This window comes from Elusimicrobiota bacterium (assembly GCA_026388155.1).
GTDB lineage: Bacteria > Elusimicrobiota > Elusimicrobia > Elusimicrobiales > UBA9959 > UBA9634.
Window position 1 is genome coordinate 247,686 of sequence record JAPLKI010000016.1, and the last position, 21,759, is coordinate 269,444.

Annotated in this window: 20 protein-coding genes; 8 read left to right on the forward strand and 12 right to left on the reverse strand. The window is 54.4% G+C overall.

Annotation, left to right across the window (positions count from 1 at the left end):
- Nucleotides 1–433: 433 nt before the first annotated feature.
- The 6 genes from NTX59_07295 to NTX59_07320 all read right to left on the reverse strand — a co-directional run bounded on the left by NTX59_07295 (nt 434) and on the right by NTX59_07320 (nt 7,127).
- The gene (locus tag NTX59_07295) at nt 434–1,468 is read right to left on the reverse strand and encodes a hypothetical protein (protein ID MCX5785477.1); all 1,035 of its coding nucleotides are present in this window, start codon (nt 1,466–1,468) and stop codon (nt 434–436) included.
- A 438-nt stretch (nt 1,469–1,906) separates the two neighbouring features.
- Nucleotides 1,907–2,485, reverse strand: coding sequence for an acetate uptake transporter (locus NTX59_07300; protein ID MCX5785478.1), 579 nt, complete (start codon nt 2,483–2,485; stop codon nt 1,907–1,909).
- A gap of 94 nt (nt 2,486–2,579) precedes the next feature.
- Nucleotides 2,580–4,145, reverse strand: a complete 1,566-nt coding sequence (locus NTX59_07305) for a DHA2 family efflux MFS transporter permease subunit (protein ID MCX5785479.1) — start codon at nt 4,143–4,145, stop codon at nt 2,580–2,582.
- 122 nt (nt 4,146–4,267) lie between these two features.
- Nucleotides 4,268–5,158 (reverse strand): HlyD family secretion protein, encoded by an 891-nt coding sequence (locus tag NTX59_07310; protein ID MCX5785480.1) that lies wholly within the window; start codon nt 5,156–5,158, stop codon nt 4,268–4,270.
- Nucleotides 5,159–5,298: 140 nt separating this feature from the next.
- Nucleotides 5,299–6,609 carry a TolC family protein gene (locus tag NTX59_07315; GenBank protein MCX5785481.1) on the reverse strand — a complete coding sequence of 437 codons (1,311 nt, stop codon included), beginning with the start codon at nt 6,607–6,609 and terminating at the stop codon, nt 5,299–5,301.
- Complete coding sequence (locus NTX59_07320) at nt 6,606–7,127, reverse strand: MarR family transcriptional regulator (protein ID MCX5785482.1); 522 nt, start codon at nt 7,125–7,127, stop codon at nt 6,606–6,608. The genes NTX59_07315 and NTX59_07320 overlap by 4 nt, the downstream gene beginning before the upstream one ends.
- 231 nt (nt 7,128–7,358) lie before the next feature.
- Here NTX59_07320 and NTX59_07325 point away from each other — a divergent pair, with 231 nt between their 5' ends.
- A complete protein-coding gene (locus tag NTX59_07325) occupies nt 7,359–8,495 on the forward strand; it encodes a P1 family peptidase (GenBank protein MCX5785483.1) in 1,137 nt (378 codons plus the stop codon).
- Nucleotides 8,496–8,588: 93 nt separating this feature from the next.
- Here the strand turns inward: NTX59_07325 and NTX59_07330 are convergent, their stop codons facing one another.
- A complete protein-coding gene (locus tag NTX59_07330) occupies nt 8,589–9,680 on the reverse strand; it encodes a hypothetical protein (protein MCX5785484.1) in 1,092 nt (363 codons plus the stop codon).
- A 59-nt stretch (nt 9,681–9,739) separates the two neighbouring features.
- Nucleotides 9,740–9,943 (reverse strand): cold shock domain-containing protein, encoded by a 204-nt coding sequence (locus tag NTX59_07335; protein MCX5785485.1) that lies wholly within the window; start codon nt 9,941–9,943, stop codon nt 9,740–9,742.
- Between the two features lie 363 nt (nt 9,944–10,306).
- Between NTX59_07335 and NTX59_07340 the strand changes: the two genes are divergently transcribed.
- Entirely contained in the window at nt 10,307–10,579 is a 273-nt protein-coding gene (locus tag NTX59_07340) for a hypothetical protein (protein MCX5785486.1), read from the forward strand.
- 528 nt (nt 10,580–11,107) lie between these two features.
- Here the strand turns inward: NTX59_07340 and NTX59_07345 are convergent.
- A complete protein-coding gene (locus NTX59_07345) occupies nt 11,108–11,812 on the reverse strand; it encodes a hypothetical protein (GenBank protein MCX5785487.1) in 705 nt (234 codons plus the stop codon).
- A 318-nt stretch (nt 11,813–12,130) separates the two neighbouring features.
- Here NTX59_07345 and NTX59_07350 point away from each other — a divergent pair, with 318 nt between their 5' ends.
- The 6 genes from NTX59_07350 (at nt 12,131) to NTX59_07375 (ending at nt 15,814) form a co-directional block, all read left to right on the forward strand.
- A complete protein-coding gene (locus NTX59_07350) occupies nt 12,131–13,129 on the forward strand; it encodes a hypothetical protein (protein MCX5785488.1) in 999 nt (332 codons plus the stop codon).
- Nucleotides 13,130–13,218: 89 nt separating this feature from the next.
- Nucleotides 13,219–13,416, forward strand: coding sequence for a PspC domain-containing protein (locus NTX59_07355; GenBank protein ID MCX5785489.1), 198 nt, complete (start codon nt 13,219–13,221; stop codon nt 13,414–13,416).
- 51 nt (nt 13,417–13,467) lie between these two features.
- Nucleotides 13,468–13,974: a hypothetical protein gene (locus tag NTX59_07360; protein ID MCX5785490.1), complete on the forward strand. Its 507-nt coding sequence runs from the start codon at nt 13,468–13,470 to the stop codon at nt 13,972–13,974.
- A gap of 29 nt (nt 13,975–14,003) precedes the next feature.
- Nucleotides 14,004–14,378, forward strand: a complete 375-nt coding sequence (locus NTX59_07365) for a PAS domain-containing protein (GenBank protein ID MCX5785491.1) — start codon at nt 14,004–14,006, stop codon at nt 14,376–14,378.
- Nucleotides 14,379–14,380: 2 nt separating this feature from the next.
- On the forward strand, nt 14,381–14,695 hold the full coding sequence (locus NTX59_07370) for a hypothetical protein (GenBank protein ID MCX5785492.1): 315 nt from the start codon (nt 14,381–14,383) through the stop codon (nt 14,693–14,695).
- Between the two features lie 141 nt (nt 14,696–14,836).
- Entirely contained in the window at nt 14,837–15,814 is a 978-nt protein-coding gene (locus NTX59_07375; GenBank protein MCX5785493.1) for a DnaJ domain-containing protein, read from the forward strand.
- A 103-nt stretch (nt 15,815–15,917) separates the two neighbouring features.
- Here NTX59_07375 and NTX59_07380 read toward each other — a convergent pair whose 3' ends face one another.
- The 3 genes from NTX59_07380 to nifJ all read right to left on the reverse strand — a co-directional run bounded on the left by NTX59_07380 (nt 15,918) and on the right by nifJ (nt 21,539).
- Nucleotides 15,918–16,760 (reverse strand): hypothetical protein, encoded by an 843-nt coding sequence (locus tag NTX59_07380; GenBank protein ID MCX5785494.1) that lies wholly within the window; start codon nt 16,758–16,760, stop codon nt 15,918–15,920.
- A 34-nt stretch (nt 16,761–16,794) separates the two neighbouring features.
- Nucleotides 16,795–17,670, reverse strand: coding sequence for a hypothetical protein (locus NTX59_07385; protein MCX5785495.1), 876 nt, complete (start codon nt 17,668–17,670; stop codon nt 16,795–16,797).
- A 275-nt stretch (nt 17,671–17,945) separates the two neighbouring features.
- A complete protein-coding gene (nifJ, locus tag NTX59_07390; protein ID MCX5785496.1) occupies nt 17,946–21,539 on the reverse strand; it encodes a pyruvate:ferredoxin (flavodoxin) oxidoreductase in 3,594 nt (1,197 codons plus the stop codon).
- Between the last annotated feature and the right edge of the window lie 220 nt (nt 21,540–21,759).

A 21,759-nucleotide genomic window follows, 5' to 3' on the forward strand; every position in this document is an offset into this window, starting at 1 on the left:
AGCGCACCTGAGCTCCGCGAAGGGAAAGTTTTAACTGAAACTTTCAGGCCAAATATGACTGACCGGTCAGTCATAATTATAACACATAGAACCGGAGGGGTTGCAAGCGGTTTTTTGGGTAATGGTTTTCAGCCCGAAAGCTGCGTTCAACTGCAACTTTCGCCCCAGAGGGGCCGCCCTTTTCCGATGCTGAGTTACGCCGGTGCAAGCAAAATGCGGAACGAACAGGAATATACACTCAATAATTGCACTATGGCCGTAAAAGGGCGGGGCAACCCAGCCCTTTTGCCCAATGATTCACAAATCATTGGGCAAAAGAGCTGCCCTTCGGGCGAATCCTTCAACTGAAGGATTCGGGTCAGGCGGGAACAATGCCCGGGGAGGATACATTATTTATAAGGGGAGCAGCCGGCCGAGGCGGACGGGGTTACGCCTATTTATTCAGTATCATCAGCAGAAGCGTTTTGGTAAACCTGCATCTGTCAAATTTCAATACCGTATCCTCCGACATCACCGTCACCATGTGGTCCACGCCCGGCAGTTTAATGTAGTCGGAGCCCGGCAGCACGGCGCTTTCCACCGGCACCAGGCCGTCGTTGGCGAGCCCCTGCTTCAGCATGTAATCTCTTGGCAGTTCAAGCAGCGTGTCCAGCTTATTAGGTTCATCCTCTTTCCAGGAAGCGAAAGATATCATGTTGACCCCGGATATTATTTCCCGGATGGGGCCGCGGTTCGACTGCTGGAACATGGCCCTTTCTCCGGGGGTAAGATTCAGCAGCGAGTCTATTGTCCCGCCGAAATGACCGAGGAGCTTCGCCATCGCTTCGGACAGGTATTTATGACCTTTTATATATTCGGCGACCGGAGTGCCGCCAAACGGGGCCTGGAGCGAAATAAACCCGCGCACCCTGGGGAGAAGGTCCTTATGGACCGTAAGAGCCTGTAAAACGTACATGCCGCCGTCGCTATGGGAAATTATGATAACGGGCTTATCCGAATCTCTTATGTCTTTCGCCGCTATTTCCGCGTTGTGCGCGGGCGGCATGGTCGAGTCTACATCCACCACCTTAAACTCCACGCCCATTTCCTTCAGCAGCTTGATCTGATCGTTAAAGTAAGGCCCTGTCCAGATCTTTTTGCCGAAAATATTTATGGGCTGCACATAGGCCCCGGTAAGGAATCCGCGCACAAGCAGCACTTTGTAATTAGTGAGTTCGGTTTTTTCCCTTTCACCAAGCTTTAGGTCCGCCGTAGCCCATGTCAGATTGAAATTTTCGGTTAGATCACGGCCCGCTCTTTCGGGTTCGGCCGTAACCGGAATCTCTACGGAAGCGGCATTATCGCCGGATAACGCGGTGGTCCGGGCCAGTTCCTGAAAAGACCCTCCCCCCGCGTCCGGGGCGGCGCAGTAAGCGTTCAATGATAAAGCGGTCAGAATTAGAACCAACTGCGTTGTGCGGTACATCATATGTGCTTATATCATACATCGCGCGTAAACATCGGCCAAGTGAATATAGGCCCATATGACCCCCATATTATGGCCTATACGGGTTTGGGCCTTTATTATCCTGAATCCTGCAGTCCATTGTGGTTTCCATAGAAAAATCAGGTGAACAATAAAATGCAGGATTCCCCGTAGCAACGGGTCGAAAACCAAGCGCAATGCGCGACAGGTTTTCGAAGGTGTATGCCGCGCGAAGCGCACCTTGAGCTCTGCGAAAGGGAAAGTTGCAACTGCAACTTTCAGGCTATTGAAGACTGGCGGGCTACTATGATCAGGCGTGAGAAAAAAACAGGGACACCGTTTTTCATCGCTAAAACGGTATCCCTTGTTCTTCCAAAAAGGCTCTTTTCAAAAGAGAGCAGCCGCGCCTTCTCACTCGCGCCTGACGCGGGGGCGGCTGAATTACAGCGGCAGGACGGTTTTTCCGTAGACTTCGTTCAGTATCTGGGCCAGCGCCGCATACATGGCCGATAACCCGCAGAAGACGCCTTCATAGCCGGCAAATATTTTAACACCGCCGCTCCCTGAAAAGTCGCTGAAAGCCAAAAGGAAGAAAAGCGCCGCCAGCGAACCGAAAACAACCCGCAGCGCCCGGCTCAGTTTCAGCGTGCCGACGAACATCACGGCCGTGAAAACGCCCCAGACAGTAAGATAACAGCCCATCGCGAAAGCGGAGGGCGCGTCGCCCAGGCCCATTTTCGGGAAAACCAGCAGGCCGACCAGGGAAAGCCAGAAAAATCCGTAGAGGGTAAACGCGGCGGTGCCGAAAGTGTTTTTCTTCTTCCACTCCATGACGCCCGCTATAACCTGCGCTATGCCGCCGATGAATACTCCCATGGCAAGGATCATCGTATCCATGCCGCTGAAGCCCGCGTTATGGATGTTCAGAAGTACGGTGGTCATGCCAAAGCCTAAAAGCCCCAGCGGGGCGGGATTGGCGGTGGAATCGGTTAAAGTTATAACGGAAGCGGGTTCGGCCATTGTTTGTCTCCTTTGTGGATTTTTTAAATTATACTATTTTACCCTGTGCCGGACTTTCTCACGGAACCGGTTTTGCCCTGCCATCTATAATGGACTAAACCTCCATCGCCGACATTTCAGCCTGGGTTTTGATGTGGCGGGTGCCTTTGAAAAACGCTATAAGAGGCATCGCGAGTATCGCGGTATAGGCCAGCCATCTGAAGCAATCCATGAAAGAGAGCATGACCGACTGCACGACCACCGCTTTATAGGCCAGCCCGTAAGCCGCCATAGGGTTGGAAACAAGGCGCCCGACCTGGGCGGACCAGACCTGGAATTGATAACCGTACGGTGAAATATTGGCGGCCAGTACCGACTGGTGCACCTGCGCCATGCGCGCCTGCATGGTGAACATCAGCGAGATGCCTACGCTCGCGCCTATGTTCCTGAGCAGGCTGAATATGCCGCTGGCCTGCTGCATATCGGACTGGCGGATGTTAGCCATAGTGAGCGTGGTCAGCGGCACGAAGGTGAAACCCATAACAAGCCCGTTAAAGAACAACGGAGCCATAATATTCGAGCGGGCGATGCTGAGGTTGAGCCCGGAAAATATCAGCATGGTAATTGCCAGGCCGAGGAAGCCGAAGACTATCATGAGCCGGTTCCCGAACTTTGAAACCAGCCTGCTTATTATGAGCATGGATATCATCGAGCCTATTCCGCGCGGCACCATGGCCAGGCCGCTCTGGAAGGCCGGGTAACCAAGCAGATTCTGCATAAAGATAGGAAGCATGGAGGTGGACCCCATCATTACGGCGCCTTGTATAGCCATGATAGCCGTGCCGATGGCCAGGTTCCGGCTTTTCAGCAGGCGCAGGTTCATGAACGGGTGCTGCCGCCGCAGTTCCCACCAGGCGAACAGCGGCATGGCCAGCGCAAAGATGAACGTGCCGGCGCGTATCCACAAGTCGGCGAACCATTCCACATCCTGGCCTTTGTCTATCACCAGCTGGAACGCTCCCAGGCCGATAACCATCAGCGCCAGGCCGAAATAATCCACCGTGGCCGCCGTGCTCCGTTTAAGGTAAGGAGGGTCCTCAAGGAACATTTGCTGCATTATCAGCCCGAATATTCCTATCGGCACATTGATATAGAATATCCACCGCCAGGAATAATTATCCGTTATCCAGCCGCCGAGTATCGGGCCGATTATCGGCGCCACTATTATGCCCATGCCGTAAGCGGCCATGGCCTGGGTCCTCTTTTCCTGCGGGAAACTTTCCAGCAGTATGGCCTGCGCCATCGGCTGGAGACCGCCGCCGCCGATGCCCTGCAGTATACGCGCTAGTATCAGCTGTGGCAGACTGTGCGCCATTCCGCACAGCATTGAAGAAACAGTGAACATAGCCACCGAGATGGCCATATAGCGTTTGCGGCCTATGAACGAGCTGAGCCAGCCGGAGGCGGCCAGCACTATCGCGCTTGCCACAATATAGCTGGTGAGCACCCACGACACCTCGTGCGTGGAGGCGGACAGCCCTCCAGCTATGTGCGGGAGCGAGACGTTGGCCACCGAGGTGTCCAGCACCTGCATGAACGTGGTCAGCAGCACGGAGAACGCGACCAGCCAGGGCGAATGGCTGGGCCGCCAGAATCCGGGTTGATGACTTTTTGGGTCCATTATTGTTGTAACCTAAGTAGACAGAATTCAGGAGCCAGAATTCAGAATAGCCGTAATGTTCAGGCCATCGCCTTTACATCTTCTGGCTTCTGACTTCTGGCTTCTGACTACAAGTTCCCTCGTTATTTCAGATGCACTGTGGGAACTACGGACATGCCGGGCACCAGCATCAGGTCGCCGACGGGTTCGTCGAAAACTATCTTGACCGGCACGCGCTGCACCACCTTCACAAAATTGCCGGTGGCGTTCTCGGCCGGCAGCAGGCTGAAGCGGGCGCCGGTGCCTGACTGTATGCTGTCTATGTGGCCTTTAAAATCCCTGCTTGGGAAAGAGTCGATCTCTATAGTGACCTTCTGCCCCGGATGCATGCGCGTAAGCTGGGTTTCCTTGAAATTGGCTATTATCCAGACGTCGTCCATCACTATGGCCAGCAGCGGCTGGCCCACCTGCACATAGGCGCGCTGTTCGGCGTTCTTTTTTGTGACCTTGCCGGCCTCGGGCGCGGTTATGCGGGTGTATGAAAGATCCAGTTCAGCGGCGGCGGTCTTCTTTTCCGCCAACAGAGCCCTGGCTTTCAGCACTTCGGCGTCAGCCACGGCTTTGTCGAACGCCTGGCTGGAAAGGTCGTCCTGTTTAAAAAGCTGTCTGGCGCGCTCGGCGTCCACAGCCGCGCGCTGGGCGTCCGCTTTCGCGGCTGAAAACTCGGCGCGGGCCTGGTCCAGCTTTACCTGGTAGTCGCGCGGGTCTATTTCTATGAGCGGCGCGCCCTTTTCCACGTGCTGGTTATCTTCCACGCTAATGGTCTGTATCTGGCCGGATACTTTTGCGCTTATAGGAATGACATGCGTTTCTATAGCGGCGTCGTCAGTGCTTTCATGACCCTGCGCGTAATGCCAGTAGGCGGCCGCGGCGGCCAGCACAAGGATGCCGCCTGTAATCAGCACCCCCCAATGCGGCCTTTTGATCCTTGATCTTTTGGGAACGGGGTTCGTGGTGGTAATATTTTCAGTCATGGTGTCCTTGGATAAGCTGGAACTTGTTACTGCATTGGAAGACAGAATTCAGTAGTCAGAATCCAGAATATGGAACTTACTTATTGTCAGCGTCACAATTCTGGCTCCTGAATTCTGACTTCTGGCTACTTGCGTAGTTCTTAAAACTTCAGATCTTTCATCCGGCCTAGCGCGAGCGTCAGCCGTATGTTAGCTTCCTTGTGCCTGGACAAGGCATCCACACGGTTGTCCCGGGCGCGGGACAGAGCGGTCTGGGCGTTCACCAGCTCCTCATTGTCCCCCACCCCGGCGGAGAAGCGGTTGCGGGACATCTCCAGCTCCTGCTCCGCCAGCGTTATGGTCATCGAGGCGGTTTCAACCTCTTCCGCTGAGGCTTTAAGCCGGTAAATGGCGATTCTTACTTCCTCCTCCACCTGCACCGACGCGTCGTTGAGGCGGCTTTCGGACTGGGTCTTTAAAGCTGAAGCCGCGTCTATGCCGGCATCAATGCGGCCTCCGGCGAAAAGCGGCAGCCTGGCCGATATCCCTACGTCGCCGACGAGTTTGACTTCATTATCGGGGTTCTGGCCGCTCATCGCGGCCGAGCCGGAAACATTTACCGAGGGCAGGCGGGCTCCTTTTGCCGCATCCAGAACATATTCTCCGGCGGAAACTTCCGTCTTCGCTATCGCTATTTCAAGCCGTGCCGTCAGCGCGTAATTTACCGCCTTGCCCGGGTCAAATGGACGGGCAGGTGAAAAGGACAGTTCTTCTGTAAGGCTTATTTCTTCGGCCAGAGGCAGGCCGAGTATATGTTTCAAGCGCAGGCGGGCTTCTTCCAAAGCGGTCCGGGCCCGGATTACCCTAAGACTCTCTTCCGCCTCGCGTGTCTTGGCCCTTACCACGTCCAGGCCGGTGGCGGTGCCGGCATAGTGCTTGTTCTCCGCCAGCGTCCTCAGGCTTGCGGCCATATCCCGTCCGGCGGCGGCCGAGTTCTCCGCCGCGGCGGAGCGCAGAACATCCAGGTAGGCAAGGGCGGCTGCGGCTGTTACCTGTTCTTTAACCAATTCCAGCCGCAGGGCGGCGATTTTCTCCTCTTCTTTTTTAGACCGGGCCAGGCCCCGGGACGAAAGATCCAGAACGCTCGCCACCAGGCGCAGCCGCGCGTCGAAAGTGTTAAAAGGGCCCATCAGGTATGCCCCTCCGCCGGGCGCGGCGCCGAAGCCCAGGGCGGTAAGGTTTTCCTTGAACGTGCGCTCCTGCGACAGCGAAAATTCCACCTGAGGCAGAAGCCTGGCCGCGGCAGCCAGTGCCGCGGCTCTCTGAGCGTCTCCGGAGGCGGCGGCCAGCTTTACGTAAAGATTGTTCTTCAGCGCCAGGTCTATGCTTTGCGTGATATCCAACCCGGGGGCGGCGTGGACCGGCGCGCACAAGAGCGGCGTAATAAAGAGAATAAATATAATATTTTTCATATTTTCCTGAAAGCGGGTATATTGGAGTTTATCTTGTCGAGAAAGCTTACCAGCGTTTTCCGTTCAGCCTCCGACAGGCAGGACATCAGCTTCGCCACGCGGCGCAGACGCCCCGGCGCCAGAGAATCCACAAGACGCGCACCCTGCGGGGTGAGGGCCACCATTATGGAGCGGCGGTCGCCTTCAAAAGGCAGGCGTTTCGCCAACCTCTCGCGTTCTATTCCGTCGATCAGGCCGGTAACCGAGGCCCGCTCTATGCCCAGTTTTTCCGCAAGTTCCCTGGGATGCAGGCCGCGCCACCCGGCCTGCCGCAGGCGCATCAGCAGGCGGAAGCGGGCCTGCGAAATGCCGTGCTTTGCCAGCGTAAAATTCACGGCCGACAGGAGCTCGGCGGACATGCTCAGCAGAGCGCTGAAAACTTCCATGGCCGAAGCGTCCGTTTCCGGGTAGACGGCGGCCAGATCGTCGAGACCCGGGCCGCGAGGCATGTTTTTGAGAAGGAATTTATGTTGTGCCATAAGGGTTCGCGACAGAATAGTTAGGAACCATATTATATGGTTTCTAACTACCCCGTGTCAAATCCTGAACCTGCGGGTAAATTCAGGCTATGCCGGCGCCTCCGGAAGGTTATGCCGCGCCGGGGAATATCGGGCTTAAGCCGGAACGCGCTTGAAAAGCGCGAGTGTATAATATAAACTGAAAACCTGCGGCCGTTCTTACGGCGATTTTTGGATATCAGGGGGATTGTCATGAAAAATATAACTGCATTAATATTGTTTTTTTCCTGCGGCCTGCTTTGCGCCGGGGAACGGGCGCCGGACCTCGGCATAAAGATCGGGCAGTTTGAGCGCGGCAGATATGACGCCATCACAGATGTGGCGGGCGTTAAGGTAGGGCATGCAACTCTGATTTCCGGGAAAGGCGCGCTTGAGCAGGGAAAGGGTCCGGTAAGAACCGGCGTCACCGTTATCATCCCCGCCGAAGGGGACATCTGGAACTCAAAAGTCGCCGCGGGGTCTTTCGTGCTGAACGGCAACGGCGAGGCGACGGGGCTTATGTGGGTGCAGGAATCGGGAATATTGGAAACCCCGATCGCGCTGACCAATACGCTCAGCGTCGGGAACGTTCAAAGGGGCCTTGTGGAATGGATGCTGCAAAACCATCCCGCCGTAGGCATTTCTGACGATACCCTTACCCCCGTGGTTTTTGAATGCGATGACAGCTCGCTTAACGACATACGCGGAATGCATGTGAAGCCGGAGCATGTTTTTGAAGCCATTGCCAAAGCCTCCTCCGGCCCGGTAACGGAAGGGGCTGTGGGCGCGGGAACAGGCATGATCTCTTACGAATTTAAGGGCGGGATCGGAACCGCCTCCAGGAAAGTGCCGAAGCCCGCTTATGTTGTGGGGGTGCTTGTGAACGCGAACCACGGCATCAGGGAAAACCTGCGCATAAACGGCATTCCGGTGGGACGGAAAATAGCCGACCTTAAACCGAAGCTCAGGCAGGACGGCTCTATCGTGGTGATAGTGGCGACCGACGCCCCCCTGGATGCCCGCCAGCTTTCGCGGCTGGCAAAAAGGGCGATGCTTGGCGTGGCCAGAACAGGGGCTGTCGCCTACCACGGCAGCGGCGATGTGGCGCTTGCTTTTTCAACCGCGAACAGAATTCCGCATTATCCCAAGGTCCCTGTTATGAACATGGCTGTGCTGTCGGATTTCTGGATCGACGACCTGTTTGAAGCTACCGCCGACGCCGCGGAAGAAGCGGTAATAAACGTTCTTCTTTCCGCCGAAACCGTTGAGGGCAGGGATGGAAATACCGCCTACGCGCTTCCTCACGACCGCCTTAAAGAATTGCTGAAGAAATATGGGGATGGAGAGTAGGGGCGAGCGGCTAGTGGCGGGAGGCTGGGGAGAGGGTGCAGAAATAAGGAATTCCTTCCCTAAACCCTAGCCCCTAGTCTCTAGCCCCTGCCTTCACCTGCCGCAGTCCTGCGGGCAGCGGCCCGGGTGCGCTCTTTCAAAGGCGTCGCATATCCCGTCCCCGCAGTAGCCGTGCTGCCGCACCGGTCTGGTCCAGCGGATACGCCGTATGGAAGGTACTATATCGGCCTGGCTGAAGTGAATCGGCTTAAGCCGGGGGATTTGCGTTCTTTGGTCTTCGGGCAACGCGGGCTTATATGGTTTTTCCACTCCGACATCCGGTTTTTTGGGGCCTGCCATGGCTTTTTTTTCAGGCAGAATTTTTTCTTCCACTATCCCCGCCACGGTACGGCTGCGCAGGCCCTCAGGGTCCAGGTCTTTCAGGAAACCCAGCCAGGCGTAGAAGGCCCCGAATTCCGAAGGGGAACTTTTGAACGACGCGCAGTAAGCGCCGCTCTCCATTCCGGAAAAAGCTTTTTTTGAAGCTTCGATCCCGGCTTTGTCGGCCGGATGAGAGCATGAAAGCCGCTTTTTTCCCTTTCCGGGTCCGCCGGCGCTGGCCAGAAATTCATTTACACCTTCAAAAACCTTACCCGCCTTTCCCGCGCCGGCCATTTTCATGTCCGGGCCAGGACAGGCTTCGTATTCCGGCGCGGCAGCCAGGAACTTTTTGTCCACCTTGTCCATCATGCAGCCCGTCTTTATTTCCGCAGCCAGGCGGCTTAGAGCGGCGAAATAGTCGAGGTGGGTGCCCGCATGTTCAGTTGTTTTTGCTCTTTTCCGCTCCAGCTCCAATGCCTCTCCCGTCAGGTCGCAATAACCATCCCAGGCCTTTGTGTCCGGGCCCTGATGAAAAGCTCCTATCTCATGTCCGGTTTGTTTCCAGCTCTCCAGTTCCGTCAGCCGGACCGGGTCGGAAGAAATATAATCCGCGTATTGCGCGCTGAACATAAGCGTCAGTCGCACATGCCGCGCGTCCGCCAGTTTGACCATTTCCCGGAGCACCTTATGAGAGTCCTCCAGTTGTTCCATACCGCCCTTGAAATTATAAGCGCCGTTCTGCACTTCTATAAAATAATAGGGCCGGGCCCCGCCGGCGCGCGCCGCGGCCGGAAGCAGAAATATCAGTATGAGAATTATTCGCATATTTTTACATAAAAAAGGCCCGCGGTTAAGCGGGCCTCTTTTTTTAGGCAGGAGTTACTTTAAAGTTTGACAACTTTAGTGGCCTTGGGGCCTTTTTCACTCTGCGTCACTTCGAACTCCACTGCCTGGCCCTCCGCGAGCGTTTTGAAACCCTCGCCGGGGATGTCCTGATGATGCACAAATAGATCCTTCCCGCCGTCGTCCGGGGTAATGAATCCGTAACCTTTCTGATCGTTAAACCACTTCACTTTTCCTTTAGGCATTGTATTATTTTCCTTAACTGCTCTTTAACTTCAGCGCCACTTCTTTCTGCGCTGTAGTTATATTATACCCTTATTCCGTGAGGATTGATACGATTTTTATTAAAAGACGCATTCAAGGTGCCAGTGCAACAAAACTACCAAAGACTTCTGCCGGTGTTCTAACGCCCTAGCAAAACCCGTGATTTTTTTAAATAAGGAAAATTATTTTGATATAATTAACACATCAATATTCCCCGGTAGCTCAATGGTGGAGCGATCGGCTGTAGACAAAAGCGGGGACTGATGCGGGACAAGCGGCGATATAGTGACCGCAGAGAATACCTTATAGAAGCTGTCAGAAAGCGGAGAAGGAAAATCCGGGAAATGGCGGTGGATTATAAGGGCGGCAAATGCCGGCTGTGCGGTTACAATAAGTGCAGCGAAGCGCTTGAGTTTCATCATCTTGACTCTTCCGTTAAAGACTTTGGGATATCACACAAGGGATATACCAGAGGCTGGAAAAGGGTCAAAATGGAACTTGATAAATGCGTAATGCTGTGCGCCAATTGTCACAGAGAGGTTCACGCCGGAAAGCAGCTTCTACGGGAAACCGTAGTTGAAAAACCAGGTGAACTCAGGGAAACCCTTAAAAAATAAGGGCAATCCTGAGCCAAGCCGCGAACAACATCGCGGAAGGTGCAGAGACTATCCCGAAAGGGAGTACTGTCCTTCGCAGTTAAGGATGGGAAGCGCCTGGGTCCGTAAAGAGCGAGTGTTCCACGGATATGATATAGTCCAAGCTCTGAAGCAATTCAGAGGCTCTTGTAACCGATAGGTTGTAGGTTCGAGTCCTACCCGGGGAGAAAAAATTTAGGCCACCTTTAATTTACGGTGGCCTAAATTTTTTCTCCCTTGTTGCTCGAGCCTCTTCCCAGGTTCGTGTGCGACTTTACATCTCGCGTTTCCCCAAGGAGCCGCGCGGAGCGCCGTCCTACCACCCAGTAAGGCCGCCTTTAATTTAGGGCGGCCTTAAATTTTCCCCCCTGTCGATTCGAACCTCCTCCCAGGTTCGTGTGCGACTTCGCATCTCGCGTTTCCCCAAGGAGCCGCGCGGTGCGCGTGTCCTACTCAAAAGGCCCCTTTACGGAGCTTTTTAATTCCCCGCCCTGTTAACCACAAAGTGCTTTATTTCTCGCTCTTTTTCAGGTCAAACTTTATTTTTACGCGCTCCCCGTCTATTTCCATCTTGCCGGTATTGGCCGCGGCCTCCTCCGGGATCGGCAGTATTTTTACGTAGCTTTGAGAGGACTCTTTTTTTATTATTCCGCCCGCGCTTTTTTCCTCGGAGGAGATTTTCGCGCTGAACGATAATTTTATGCGGTCATTTGTTATATCGATATCTGCGATCTTGGCGATCAGACCGGGCACATATATGATAAGCGTCACATCCCTGTTCGCCCTCAGAATATCCACTTTAAATTCTTCAATGCCCAGCCTTTGCGCGAACCATTTATCCCAGTAATTATCAAAAAGGGTCTTTTTAGGCCCCGCGAACACATCCCGCATTTGCCGGTGTATATGCTCCATCTCGGTAAAAGGGTTGTAATCCCTTGAAAAGAACCGGTCGTTAAAGAAAACGTCAAAATCCCGCTCCTGCAGGGGAGTGCCCAGGTTAAGCTGCCCCTTAATTTTGTCGCGCCACGTTTCAAATTCCTCCCATCGCGAATCAGAGGCTTTTTCGGCGTGAAAACTTTTCTGGATCTCCGGCCGTAAAGGCTGCTGTTCAAGATCCTCTGTGGCGGCCAGGCTGTGCTTGTGTATGAAACGCGCCTGCCCGAGGGTTAAGACCACAAGAACTGCGATAGCAAGCCATAGGTATTTTTCCCGCATAGCTGTTTCCTCCTTGCGTTCTGCCGTCCTCGGACAGAATTATCAAAAACGCAAATATTCATCCGCAACCGACATTCTATACCCTTTTCAGCGTAAAAATCAATTATTTTTTGAGCAAAAAAAATTTTTATGCGGCATATTGACACCTTATTCCATTTTTAAGGAAAAAAATAACAAGAGGAGAACATGCGGTTTCCCCTTATGGCGGAAGGACAATTGTCTGCCCTCTGGGTTTTATAATTATCTGCTTCCGGGAAACTCAATAGCGAGCGCAAAAAACATATAATAATTATCGGGCAGCACTCAATTTGCGGATTTATGACAAAGATATCATTGCTCGTTATTTTATTTCTCGCTCCGGCGGCAGCGCGCGCCGGGGAGGAGCGCGGCGCAGTTAAAGCCGAAGCGCTTATTCCTTCTTCTATTCCCGTTGACAAGCCGGCCCAGCCGGGGCTTACAGCGGAACTGCGCCAGAAGGTTAAGACCCTCGGATTTAACGGTTTGGGGATTCCCGGCGGAGCGGTGTCGCGCGCGCTGCTGTTGCTGCCTAACGACCGCGCCCGGGCCGGTATTATTAATTTTGAGATCGAGGCCGGCAGCCGGGCCGGGGTTTACCAGTGCGAGGCATTGGGCCGCGGCCTTACCTCAACCGCCCCTGTGGCCGGCTGGCAGCAGGGCCTGCTGGGAAGCGCCACGGTCTATTACGCGCCAAAGGATTCCTCCGACGGCGCCACGATGCCCGGCGTTTACGACTTGCGTAATATTTCCCCCGACCGCTACGAGATAGCCCTGCTGGGCAGCCCGGGCACTCCGGAGGAGGAAGCTGCTGTTCTGGCCAAAACTCAAATTAAAGACGCGGAACGCCGTCCGTTTTTTTCAGGCGTATGGCGGGATTGGTATCCGGCGGGCGTCGCACTTATGCCGGTGGATCTGGTCTGGGCTGAGAATTTTCAGGCCGGTTCCCAGGGTGAGGGCGTGCCGTTCTTCGAGCGCCGCCCCGTGCCGTCTGGCCCTGCGTCCAAAGCCAGGCAGGCGGCGCAGTTGGACCATAACCCTAAATATTATTACGGCCCGTACGGACGCTCCGGTTTCGCCGTGCATACCGACGTCTGGGACGACCCTGTAACTCACACCGACCCTGAATACGCCGGGCGGCCCGAGCTTTCGGATTTCCGCTGGCGCGACACCTACGGCTGCGTAAAACTGCGGCCCGGCTGCCTGGCCCTGCTGAACGAATTTATAGCGGAACAGGCGGCGCTGGGCCGCCGCGTGCAGCTGGAGGTGAGAGAAACCGGGCTGCTGGACAAACTGCCGTAAACCCCGCACTTTGGCCCTCTCGGAAAAAGTGCGGGGCAAATCGGGAATATTGCAGGATATGGGCAACAACGCAAAGGGGAAAGTATAAAATGAAAAGACTTTACAGAAGCAGTGAAAACAAGGTGTTTGCCGGCGTGCTTGGCGGACTGGGAGAGTATTTCAACGTTGACCCGGTGCTGTTAAGGCTGTGCTATGTTTTTCTGGTGATTTTTACGGCCATCATACCGGGCCTCATCGCCTACGTCGTGTCCATCTTCGTGGTCCCCGAAAAACCTGCCACACCTTAAAGATCCGCCGCTTTTTGAGTGGCGGGTTTTAAAAATGTAAGATATCAACTGATGGAAAAGCAGAATTTAAACGTCTCGGCTGATAATGCGCGACCGTATCAGACCAAGATCTCTTTCGGCATCACGTCCGCTGTCATCACGAGCCTGGCGCTTATTACCGGCCTGGATACGCTGACACATCCGAAATCAGGCATTATAGGCAGCATACTGGTAATAGCCCTGGCGGACAACCTGTCCGATTCAATGGGGATACATTTCTATCTGGAATCGGAGCACATCCAAGGCAAAGAGGTCTGGCTTTCTACGCTGACCAATTTTTTGGCGCGGTTGGGCGTATCTCTCAGCTTTATTTTGCTTATCGGCTTCCTGCCGATACGAACGGCGGTCAATTGTTCCATTATCTGGGGGTTGGCCATATTGGCCGGGTTGAGCTACGCCATAGAACACAAGCGGGGGACGAACCCGTTTCACGAAGCTTTCGTGCATCTGAGCCTTGCCGTTCTGGTAATAACCGGAAGCCATTTTGCCGGAAGTTTTCTCATAGATAAATTCAAATAGCGCGCGCGGTTTTTTTGTAGAATATCCGTATGGTAAAAAATATTCAGGAATATTACCAATGCATACTGGACAACCTTACCGGCGGACTTGTAAGCGTGGACATGAGCGGAAAGGTGGTTTATATAAATCCCACCGCCGGCCGGATACTTCACCTTGAAAGTGTTCCCGGCTGCCTGGATAAGAAATACGACTCCGCTTTTGAAAGTTTCCCCGCGCTCAGGGATGTTATACGCGAAACCATTGAAACCGGAAAAACCGTGCGGCGCGCTGAGATTTCCATCATGCACGCCAGCACCCCCCTTATAATCGGTTACAGCACCATGCAAGTGCGCGGCGCCGACGGCAAGGAAATGGGAGTTACCGTTATTTTTCAGGACATTTCTTTTGTGGCCGCAAAAAAATAGCCATGACCAAAAGACATAAGGAGCCTAAAAGCCCCCATAACCCCGCGCAGCCTTCCGCCGCCGCGGCCAACGCCGGGCAGAGTCAGTATCAGCAAGATCAAGCGGTACCTCCACAAACCCAGAACGATTCCGCGCCCGCGCCGGCTCCTTCCATGAAGAAGCCGTTGTTGGTTTTTTGGAGTGCGGTGATACTTGCCGTGGCCGTTTCATGGACGCTTGAACATTTCATGCCTTTGGCGCACGAATACATAATTGAACGCTGTGTAATGCTTGTTTTCGGCGGCTTTCTGGCCGTTTTCCTCTTCTTCCTGAAATAGGATAACTACTCAGGTAGACAGTGGGCCGTTTGATGGCCAGAGGCCTTTGAGACGGCACCTCCAAAGGATTGTCAGAATTCAGTAGTCAGAAGCAGGAATTCTGAATTCTGCATTCTAAATTCTGTCTCCTGCCCTTTGACTATGCCCCCAAAATACATCAACTACTATTCTGTTCTTGGCGTGTCCAAAACCGCCTCCGGGGCCGAAATAAAGTCGGCCTATCGAAAGCTTGCCCTCAAACATCATCCCGACCGCAACCCGGGAAACAAAACCGCCGAGGCTAAATTCAAGGAAATAAACGAGGCCAACGAAGTTCTGTCGGACCCGGAAAAAAGAAAGCTCTACGACCAACTGGGCGAGAATTACCGCGACGGACAGAATTTTACCCCCCCGCCGGGCGGCGGCTTTGAGCACTCGCGCCAAGGCGGCTTCCAGTACACCGGGCAGGGCCAGGGACAGCATGATTTTTCCCAGTTCGAGGGGTTCAGCGATTTTTTTAATTCTATTTTCGGCGGTGCTGAAGGTTTTGGCGGGGCCGCGCATGGCGGTTTCGGGGATGCCGGCGGGTTTGAGCGGGCCGGCTATCCTCAACAGACGCGCTCAAGGCTTGACCTTGACGCAGAGCTTGAGCTTTCCCTTAAGGATCTGGTATGCGGCGGCCACAAGGACCTGAGCTTTTCCTATCGGACCGGCAGACGGACTGAAACGAAACAGGTGAGCGTCAACATTCCCAAAGGGCTGCGCGCCGGTTCAAGGCTGCGCCTTAAAGGTCAGGGCGCCTCCGCCCAGGGGAGAACAGGAGACCTTTACCTGAATATAAAAATAGCCGAGGACCCGCGTTTCACGGTTAAAGGCGACGACCTTGAAGTAAAAGTGACGGCCACTCCCTGGGACGCGGCCCTGGGCGCGGAAATCTGCGTTCCCGCCATTGACGGCCCTTTGACAATTAAACTCCCCCCCAATTCCCACACCGGCCGCAGCATGCGGATTTCCGGCCGCGGTCTGCCCAAAAAAGACGGCGCGCGCGGCGACTTATACGCCCTGATCGAGATAGACATCCCGGACAGCCTCACCCAGGAACAGCGGGACCTGTTTAAAAAACTCAAAGATCTGGAATAAAAACCGCCCCTCCTTCAGCCCTCAGCCTTCAGCCTTTCGATAAGACAAAGCCCCCACGCCCTTAGTTAAGGGCATGGGGGCGTAAAGGAAGCAGTAACGGAGTTCAGTTGAAGCGCGAGTTCTCTATTTTTATCTGCAGCTTCTGCGCTTTTTCCTGACCTGTAATTTCTATGCCGTTTTTGAAAGGCGTGCCTATCTCCTCAAGCAGGCCGTCGCCCTGCACGTAATAAATGGCTTCCTCGGTTATATCCTTCATGGCGGTGTGCACTTTCCATCTGAGCTTTACCTGCATGGAAGCGACCGGGTCCGCGCTGGTGCCCACATTGGCCACGGTTGAATCCGGAACTTCCGCCACGAGGTCAACTTTGTAACCCCAGGAAGCTTCCACATTCAGCGGCTCAATGGTAACGCCGGTGAGGAACTTTCCCTTGCCCTGGAAGTTCCCGGCATATACGTAATGCACCTGATAAGTGACCTTAACCACCTGCGAGCCAAAACCATTTTTCATTGAAAACGCGTACTTTTTGGTGGCGGGTTTGCTCCAGCCCTGCAGCTGGGTCCAATGACTGGTGCCGTAGGGAACGGCGTTCGCGTAGTTGACGGTGATGTTAACCACGGGTGCGTTCGCCTGAATAATGTCCCATATCTTTTGCGCCAGGTTCACTATGTTGTCCAGGGTGCCGATAACTCCGTTTATATCTCCAAGGCCAACTCCGGGGGTTCCGGGAGTTCCGGGGTCGGTCATGGGCGGGTTGATAACCGGGCCGTTAGGGGGCATGGGCAGGTCCGCCGGAGACGGTATGGTACCGCCTTTATCCGTCACTTCCGTGATCATCACGGAATTTTCATCTATGGTGAAGTACTTCGCCTGGTCAAGGGTCTGAGCGTATGCCCCCGACGCGAACAGCGCGCTTATGGCCGCGCTTATGGTCAACAGTTTTTTCATTTTTACTGCCTCCTTTTTTTAACCGCTGCTATTTTTACTCAAAAATCTTTTTCCCCTCGAGCAGGGGACTGGCGGAATTCAGGTCCTCGATTTTCACGGCCCTGGAGAACGGGCTTGCGATCTCGTCAAAATAACCGTCGCCCTGCACATAATAGACGCTCGTGCCGTCGGATTCTTTCAGGACGGTGGACATTTTCCATAAAAGTTTCAGCTGCATGGCGGCTATGGGGTTTTTATCCGTGCCCACATTGGTAATTGTCGAGTCGGGTACGGAGGCGTTCATCGAAAACCTGTAGCCCCAGCCCACATTCACCTTGGTGGGCACCACGGTTACGGCCGTAAGAAATTTGCCCACGCCTTTATAGTTCCCGCCGTAAGTGTAAGTGGCCTTGTATTCAACATCTATCATTTTTGAGCCGTACAGATTCTGCGCGTAGAAACCGTAAACATAACTTTTGGGCTTGCTCCACTGCGCCAGCTGGGTGGCGGAAGTTATGCCCTCAGGGTAGGCTACGGCGTACTTGGTGTCAATGTTTACCACGGGCGCGTTGTCAGCGATAATTTTCCAGATCTTTGAGGCGATGTTGATGATGCTGTCTATGGTCACAAGGATGTCTTTATTTTCGCTGGAAATTTCATTCATATTGACATAAGACATATTGGGCTCTTCTTTTACTTCCCGCAGGGTTACTTTAATTGTAGATGTATCGATAGTGAAATACGCGGGGTCGGTCTTTGCATAGTCAACTTCATTTTTTGTAAAAACGGGGGCTGTAAATCCCTGTTTGTCTTCGCCGCCGTTGTTCTGGGCCTGCCGCTGGCCTATGGCGCTTTCAGCGGCTGAAAGGAATTGGACAAGAGAGAGTGAAAGGAAAAGAACCGCTGCAAGCTTCGCGAGTTTTATTTTCATTGGTCTTTTTCTCCTAAATGCTTCCGTGCTTCTATTAGAGTATAAGGCAGTGCGGTCAAAGCCATAAGCAACAAAAGGCCCAGAACGGCGAGATATTTAGGCCTATACTCTTATGGGCCTTTGGACCCATGCGGACACACGCTCACAGAACACAAGTACGATGAAAAAAGGGAAGGGTCGGTATGGCCTAGCTGGAATGGGGAAAAAATGGCAATAGAACAGAAAAGAGGCGGGAGGTTTTTTACCTCCCGCCTCTTTATTCCTTATAGTAAGGCTTAAGCCGCTACTTTTTCTTCGACCTTGGGCGTATCACAGTGCATTTCGGCTATCTGTTTATACACGCTCAGGCGCCACTTGTATTCCGCTTCCGCAAGCTTAAGCAGGCGCTTGGCCGTTTCCGGGTTGGACTTATGCAGAGTCCGGAAACGGTTCTCCCCCATCATGAAGTCCTCCACTGAAATACTGGGAGCGGTGCTGTCTATGGTAAGCGGGTTCTTGCCCTGCGCGCGTAAAGCCGGGTTGAACCTGTAGAGAGGCCAGCGGCCGGAGGCCACAGCCTTCTTCTGCTCGTTCATGCCGGAGCGCATGTCTATGCCATGGGCTATACAGTGGCTGTAAGCTATTATTATGGAGGGACCGTCAAAGGCTTCGGCCTCAGCCATGGCTTTGACCGCCTGCAGATAGTTGGCGCCCATGGCTATCTGGGCCACATAGATATTGCCGTAGGTCATGGAGATCATGCCCAGGTCCTTTTTCGGCAGCGGCTTGCCGCCGGCGGCAAACAGCGCCACCGCGCCAAGCGGCGTGGATTTTGACATCTGCCCGCCGGTGTTGGAATATACTTCGGTGTCCAGCACCATGGCGCGCACCTTGCGGCCGCTGGCCAGCACATGGTCAAGGCCGCCGTAGCCTATGTCGTAGGCCCAGCCGTCGCCCCCGAGTATCCATACGGATTTTTTTATCAGGTAATCGGCAAGCGTCAGCATGCGCGCGGCCTGCTCTCCGCCGGCGGAGGACAGGGCCTTTTTCAGGTCGGCCACGCGGCCGCGCTGCTGCTCTATGCCCGCCCAGTCTTCCTGATTGGCGTTAAGTATCTCATCCGCCAGGGCGGCTTGAGCTTTAAGCGGGCCGGCTTTCAGAAGGGTCAGCAGTTCGCGGGCTTCTTCCGACAGCTTGTCATAAGCCAGGCGCATGCCCAAGCCGAACTCGGCGTTATCTTCAAACAGCGAATTTGACCATGCAGGGCCGCGGCCGTCCTCGCGGGCGCAGTAGGGCGTAGTGGGCAGGTTGCCGCCGTAGATGGAGGAACAGCCGGTGGCGTTGGCCACGGTAAGGTGGTCGCCGAACAGCTGCGTCATAAGTTTAACATATGGCGTTTCGCCGCAGCCGCCGCAAGCGCCGGAGAATTCGAACAGCGGGCGCACCAGCTGGCTGCCCTGCACGCTGTAGCGGTTGACCTTGGCCGAGCCGGTGTCTTTGAGCGACAGGAAGAACTTAAAGTTCTCGCGCTCCGGCTCGCGCAGCGGGAACTGGGGCTGAAGATTGATAGCCTTGCGCCCGGTTTCCTTCGCCTCTTTCTTTTCTTTAGCGGGGCAATTGTAAACGCAGGCGCCGCAGCCTGTGCAGTCTTCCACGGCTACCTGGGTGGTGAACTTGAGGCCTTTAAGGGCGCCCCTGCCGTCGGCCGACTTAAAGGACTTTGGAGCCTTTGAAAGTTCGGCTCCGTCATAGCCCTTTATCCTTATAGCTGCGTGCGGACAGACCAGAGAACAGATGCCGCATTGTATGCAGAGGCTTTCCTCCCATACCGGGCTTTCCAGAGCTATATTGCGTTTCTCGTACTGCGAAGTTGCCGTGGGGAAGGTCCCATCCACGGGCATGGCGGACACCGGCAGGCCGTCGCCCTTAAAAGCCATCATTTCGCACAGGGTATTGCGCACGAACGCGGGGAAGTCTTCCACCGCACAGGCGCGCTTGATTTTTGAAGTCGCCTTGCCGGAATGTTTTACTTCTTCTATGGCGGCAAGCGTCCGGTCCACGGCGGCGAAGTTCTTATTAACCACTTCTTCGCCTTTCGCGGCATAAGTCTTTTTTATGGATTTTTTTATGGCCGCCACGGCTTCGTCCTTGGGCAGAACGCCGGAAATCCCGAAGAAGGCGGTCTGCATTATCACATTGATGCGCGCGCCCATGCCGGTCTCGTTGGCTATCTCGGAGGCGTTGATGACGTAAACCTTAAGGTTCTTCTTTATTATGTTTTCCTGAACCTCAACGGGTATACGGTCCCAGACTTCGGAAGCCTTGAAGGGGCTGTTGATAAGGAACACCGCTCCGTTCTCCGCCTTGTCGAGCATTTCATACTTTTCAAGGAAGCTGAACTGGTGGCAGCCTATGAAGCGGGCTTTGTAGACCAGGTACGGTGCGCGGATATAATTCTTGCCGAAGCGCACATGCGACACGGTCATTGAGCCGGCTTTTTTTGAGTCGTATACGAAATAGCCCTGCGCGTATTGCCCGGTCTCTTCGCTGATGATCTTTATCGTGTTCTTGTTGGCGCCCACGGTGCCGTCGGAGCCCAATCCGAAAAAAAGCGCGCGGAAAATATCGGCGCTCTCTATGGCCCAGTTCTCGTCGTAGGGGAGGCTTAGGTTGGTGACATCGTCCTTTATGCCCACGGTAAAGCCGTTAAGCGGCTTTTTGGCGGACAGGTTCTCTATAACGGCTTTGGCCATGGCAGGGGTGAATTCCTTGGAACCCAGACCATAGCGGCCGCCCACTATCAGCGGCATTGTTTTAAGCGTTCCGGCTTTGAAAGCGTTGGCACAGGCGGTTACCACATCCTGATAAAGGGGTTCGCCTATGGAACCAGGTTCCTTGGTGCGGTCAAGCACCGCTATGGATTTTACGCTTTTAGGCAGTGCGTTAATGAAATCGGCCTCCGAGTAGGGCCTGTAGAGGCGCACTTTAAGCACGCCGACTTTTTCTTTCGCGTTGGCGATAAGGTGATTAACGGTCTCTTCCACGGTGTCGTCGCCGGAGGCCATTACAATGACCAGTTTTTCCGCGTCGGGCGCGCCTACATAGTCGAACAGGCCGTATTTGCGGCCGGTCAGCTTCGCGAACTGGTCCATGGTTTCCTTAACCGTGGCGGGAACAGCCGTGTAATACTTGTTGCAGGCTTCGCGGGCCTGGAAAAACACATCCGGGTTCTGGGCTGTGCCGCGCAGAACGGGGTGTTCAGGGTTCAGGCCGCGGGCCTTATGCTCGGCTATAAGTTTTTCGCTCAACATTCCGTGCATTGCTTCAAAAGAAAGCGGCTCCACCATGTTCAGCTCGTGGGAGGTGCGGAAGCCGTCAAAAAAGTGCAGGAACGGCACGCGCGACTTAAGCGACGCGGCCTGGGCTATAAGGGCGAAATCCATGACTTCCTGGGGGTTGGCCGATGCCAGCATGGCCCAGCCGGTCTGGCGGCAGGCCAGCACATCGGAATGGTCTCCGAAGATGGACAGCGCGTGGGAAGCGATAGCGCGGGCCGACACATGGAACACGGTCGAGGTCAGTTCTCCCGCTATCTTGTACATATTCGGTATCATCAACAGCAGTCCCTGTGAAGCCGTGAAAGTGGTGGTAAGGGCGCCCGCGGTAAGCGCGCCGTGCACAGCGCCCGAGGCGCCGCCTTCGGACTGCATTTCAATGACCAGCGGCACCGTGCCCCAGATGTTCTTTTCATTCTTGGCCGACTTGGCGTCGGAAATTTCGCCCATCACTGAGGACGGGGTAATAGGGTAAATGGCTATAACCTCGTTGGTCGCGTGTGCCACATGGGCCGCGGCCGTGTTGCCGTCCATCGCTGTCATGTTTTTAGACATATTATTGTTGTTCTCCTTAGTCATTTAGGGTGTGGAAATCTGAAGAATATAGTTAAAGTATAGCATTTTTACCCTGTAAGGCACATTCAAGGTGCTAGTGCAACAAGGTTAGTAAGGATACCATTGTGTCGTGGGAATAATTGGAGGGGGTGACGGCGGGTTTGCCCGCTGCGCCCCAGTAGCGGAGAGGAGGCTCCACCCCTCAATACGGGGTGGAGGG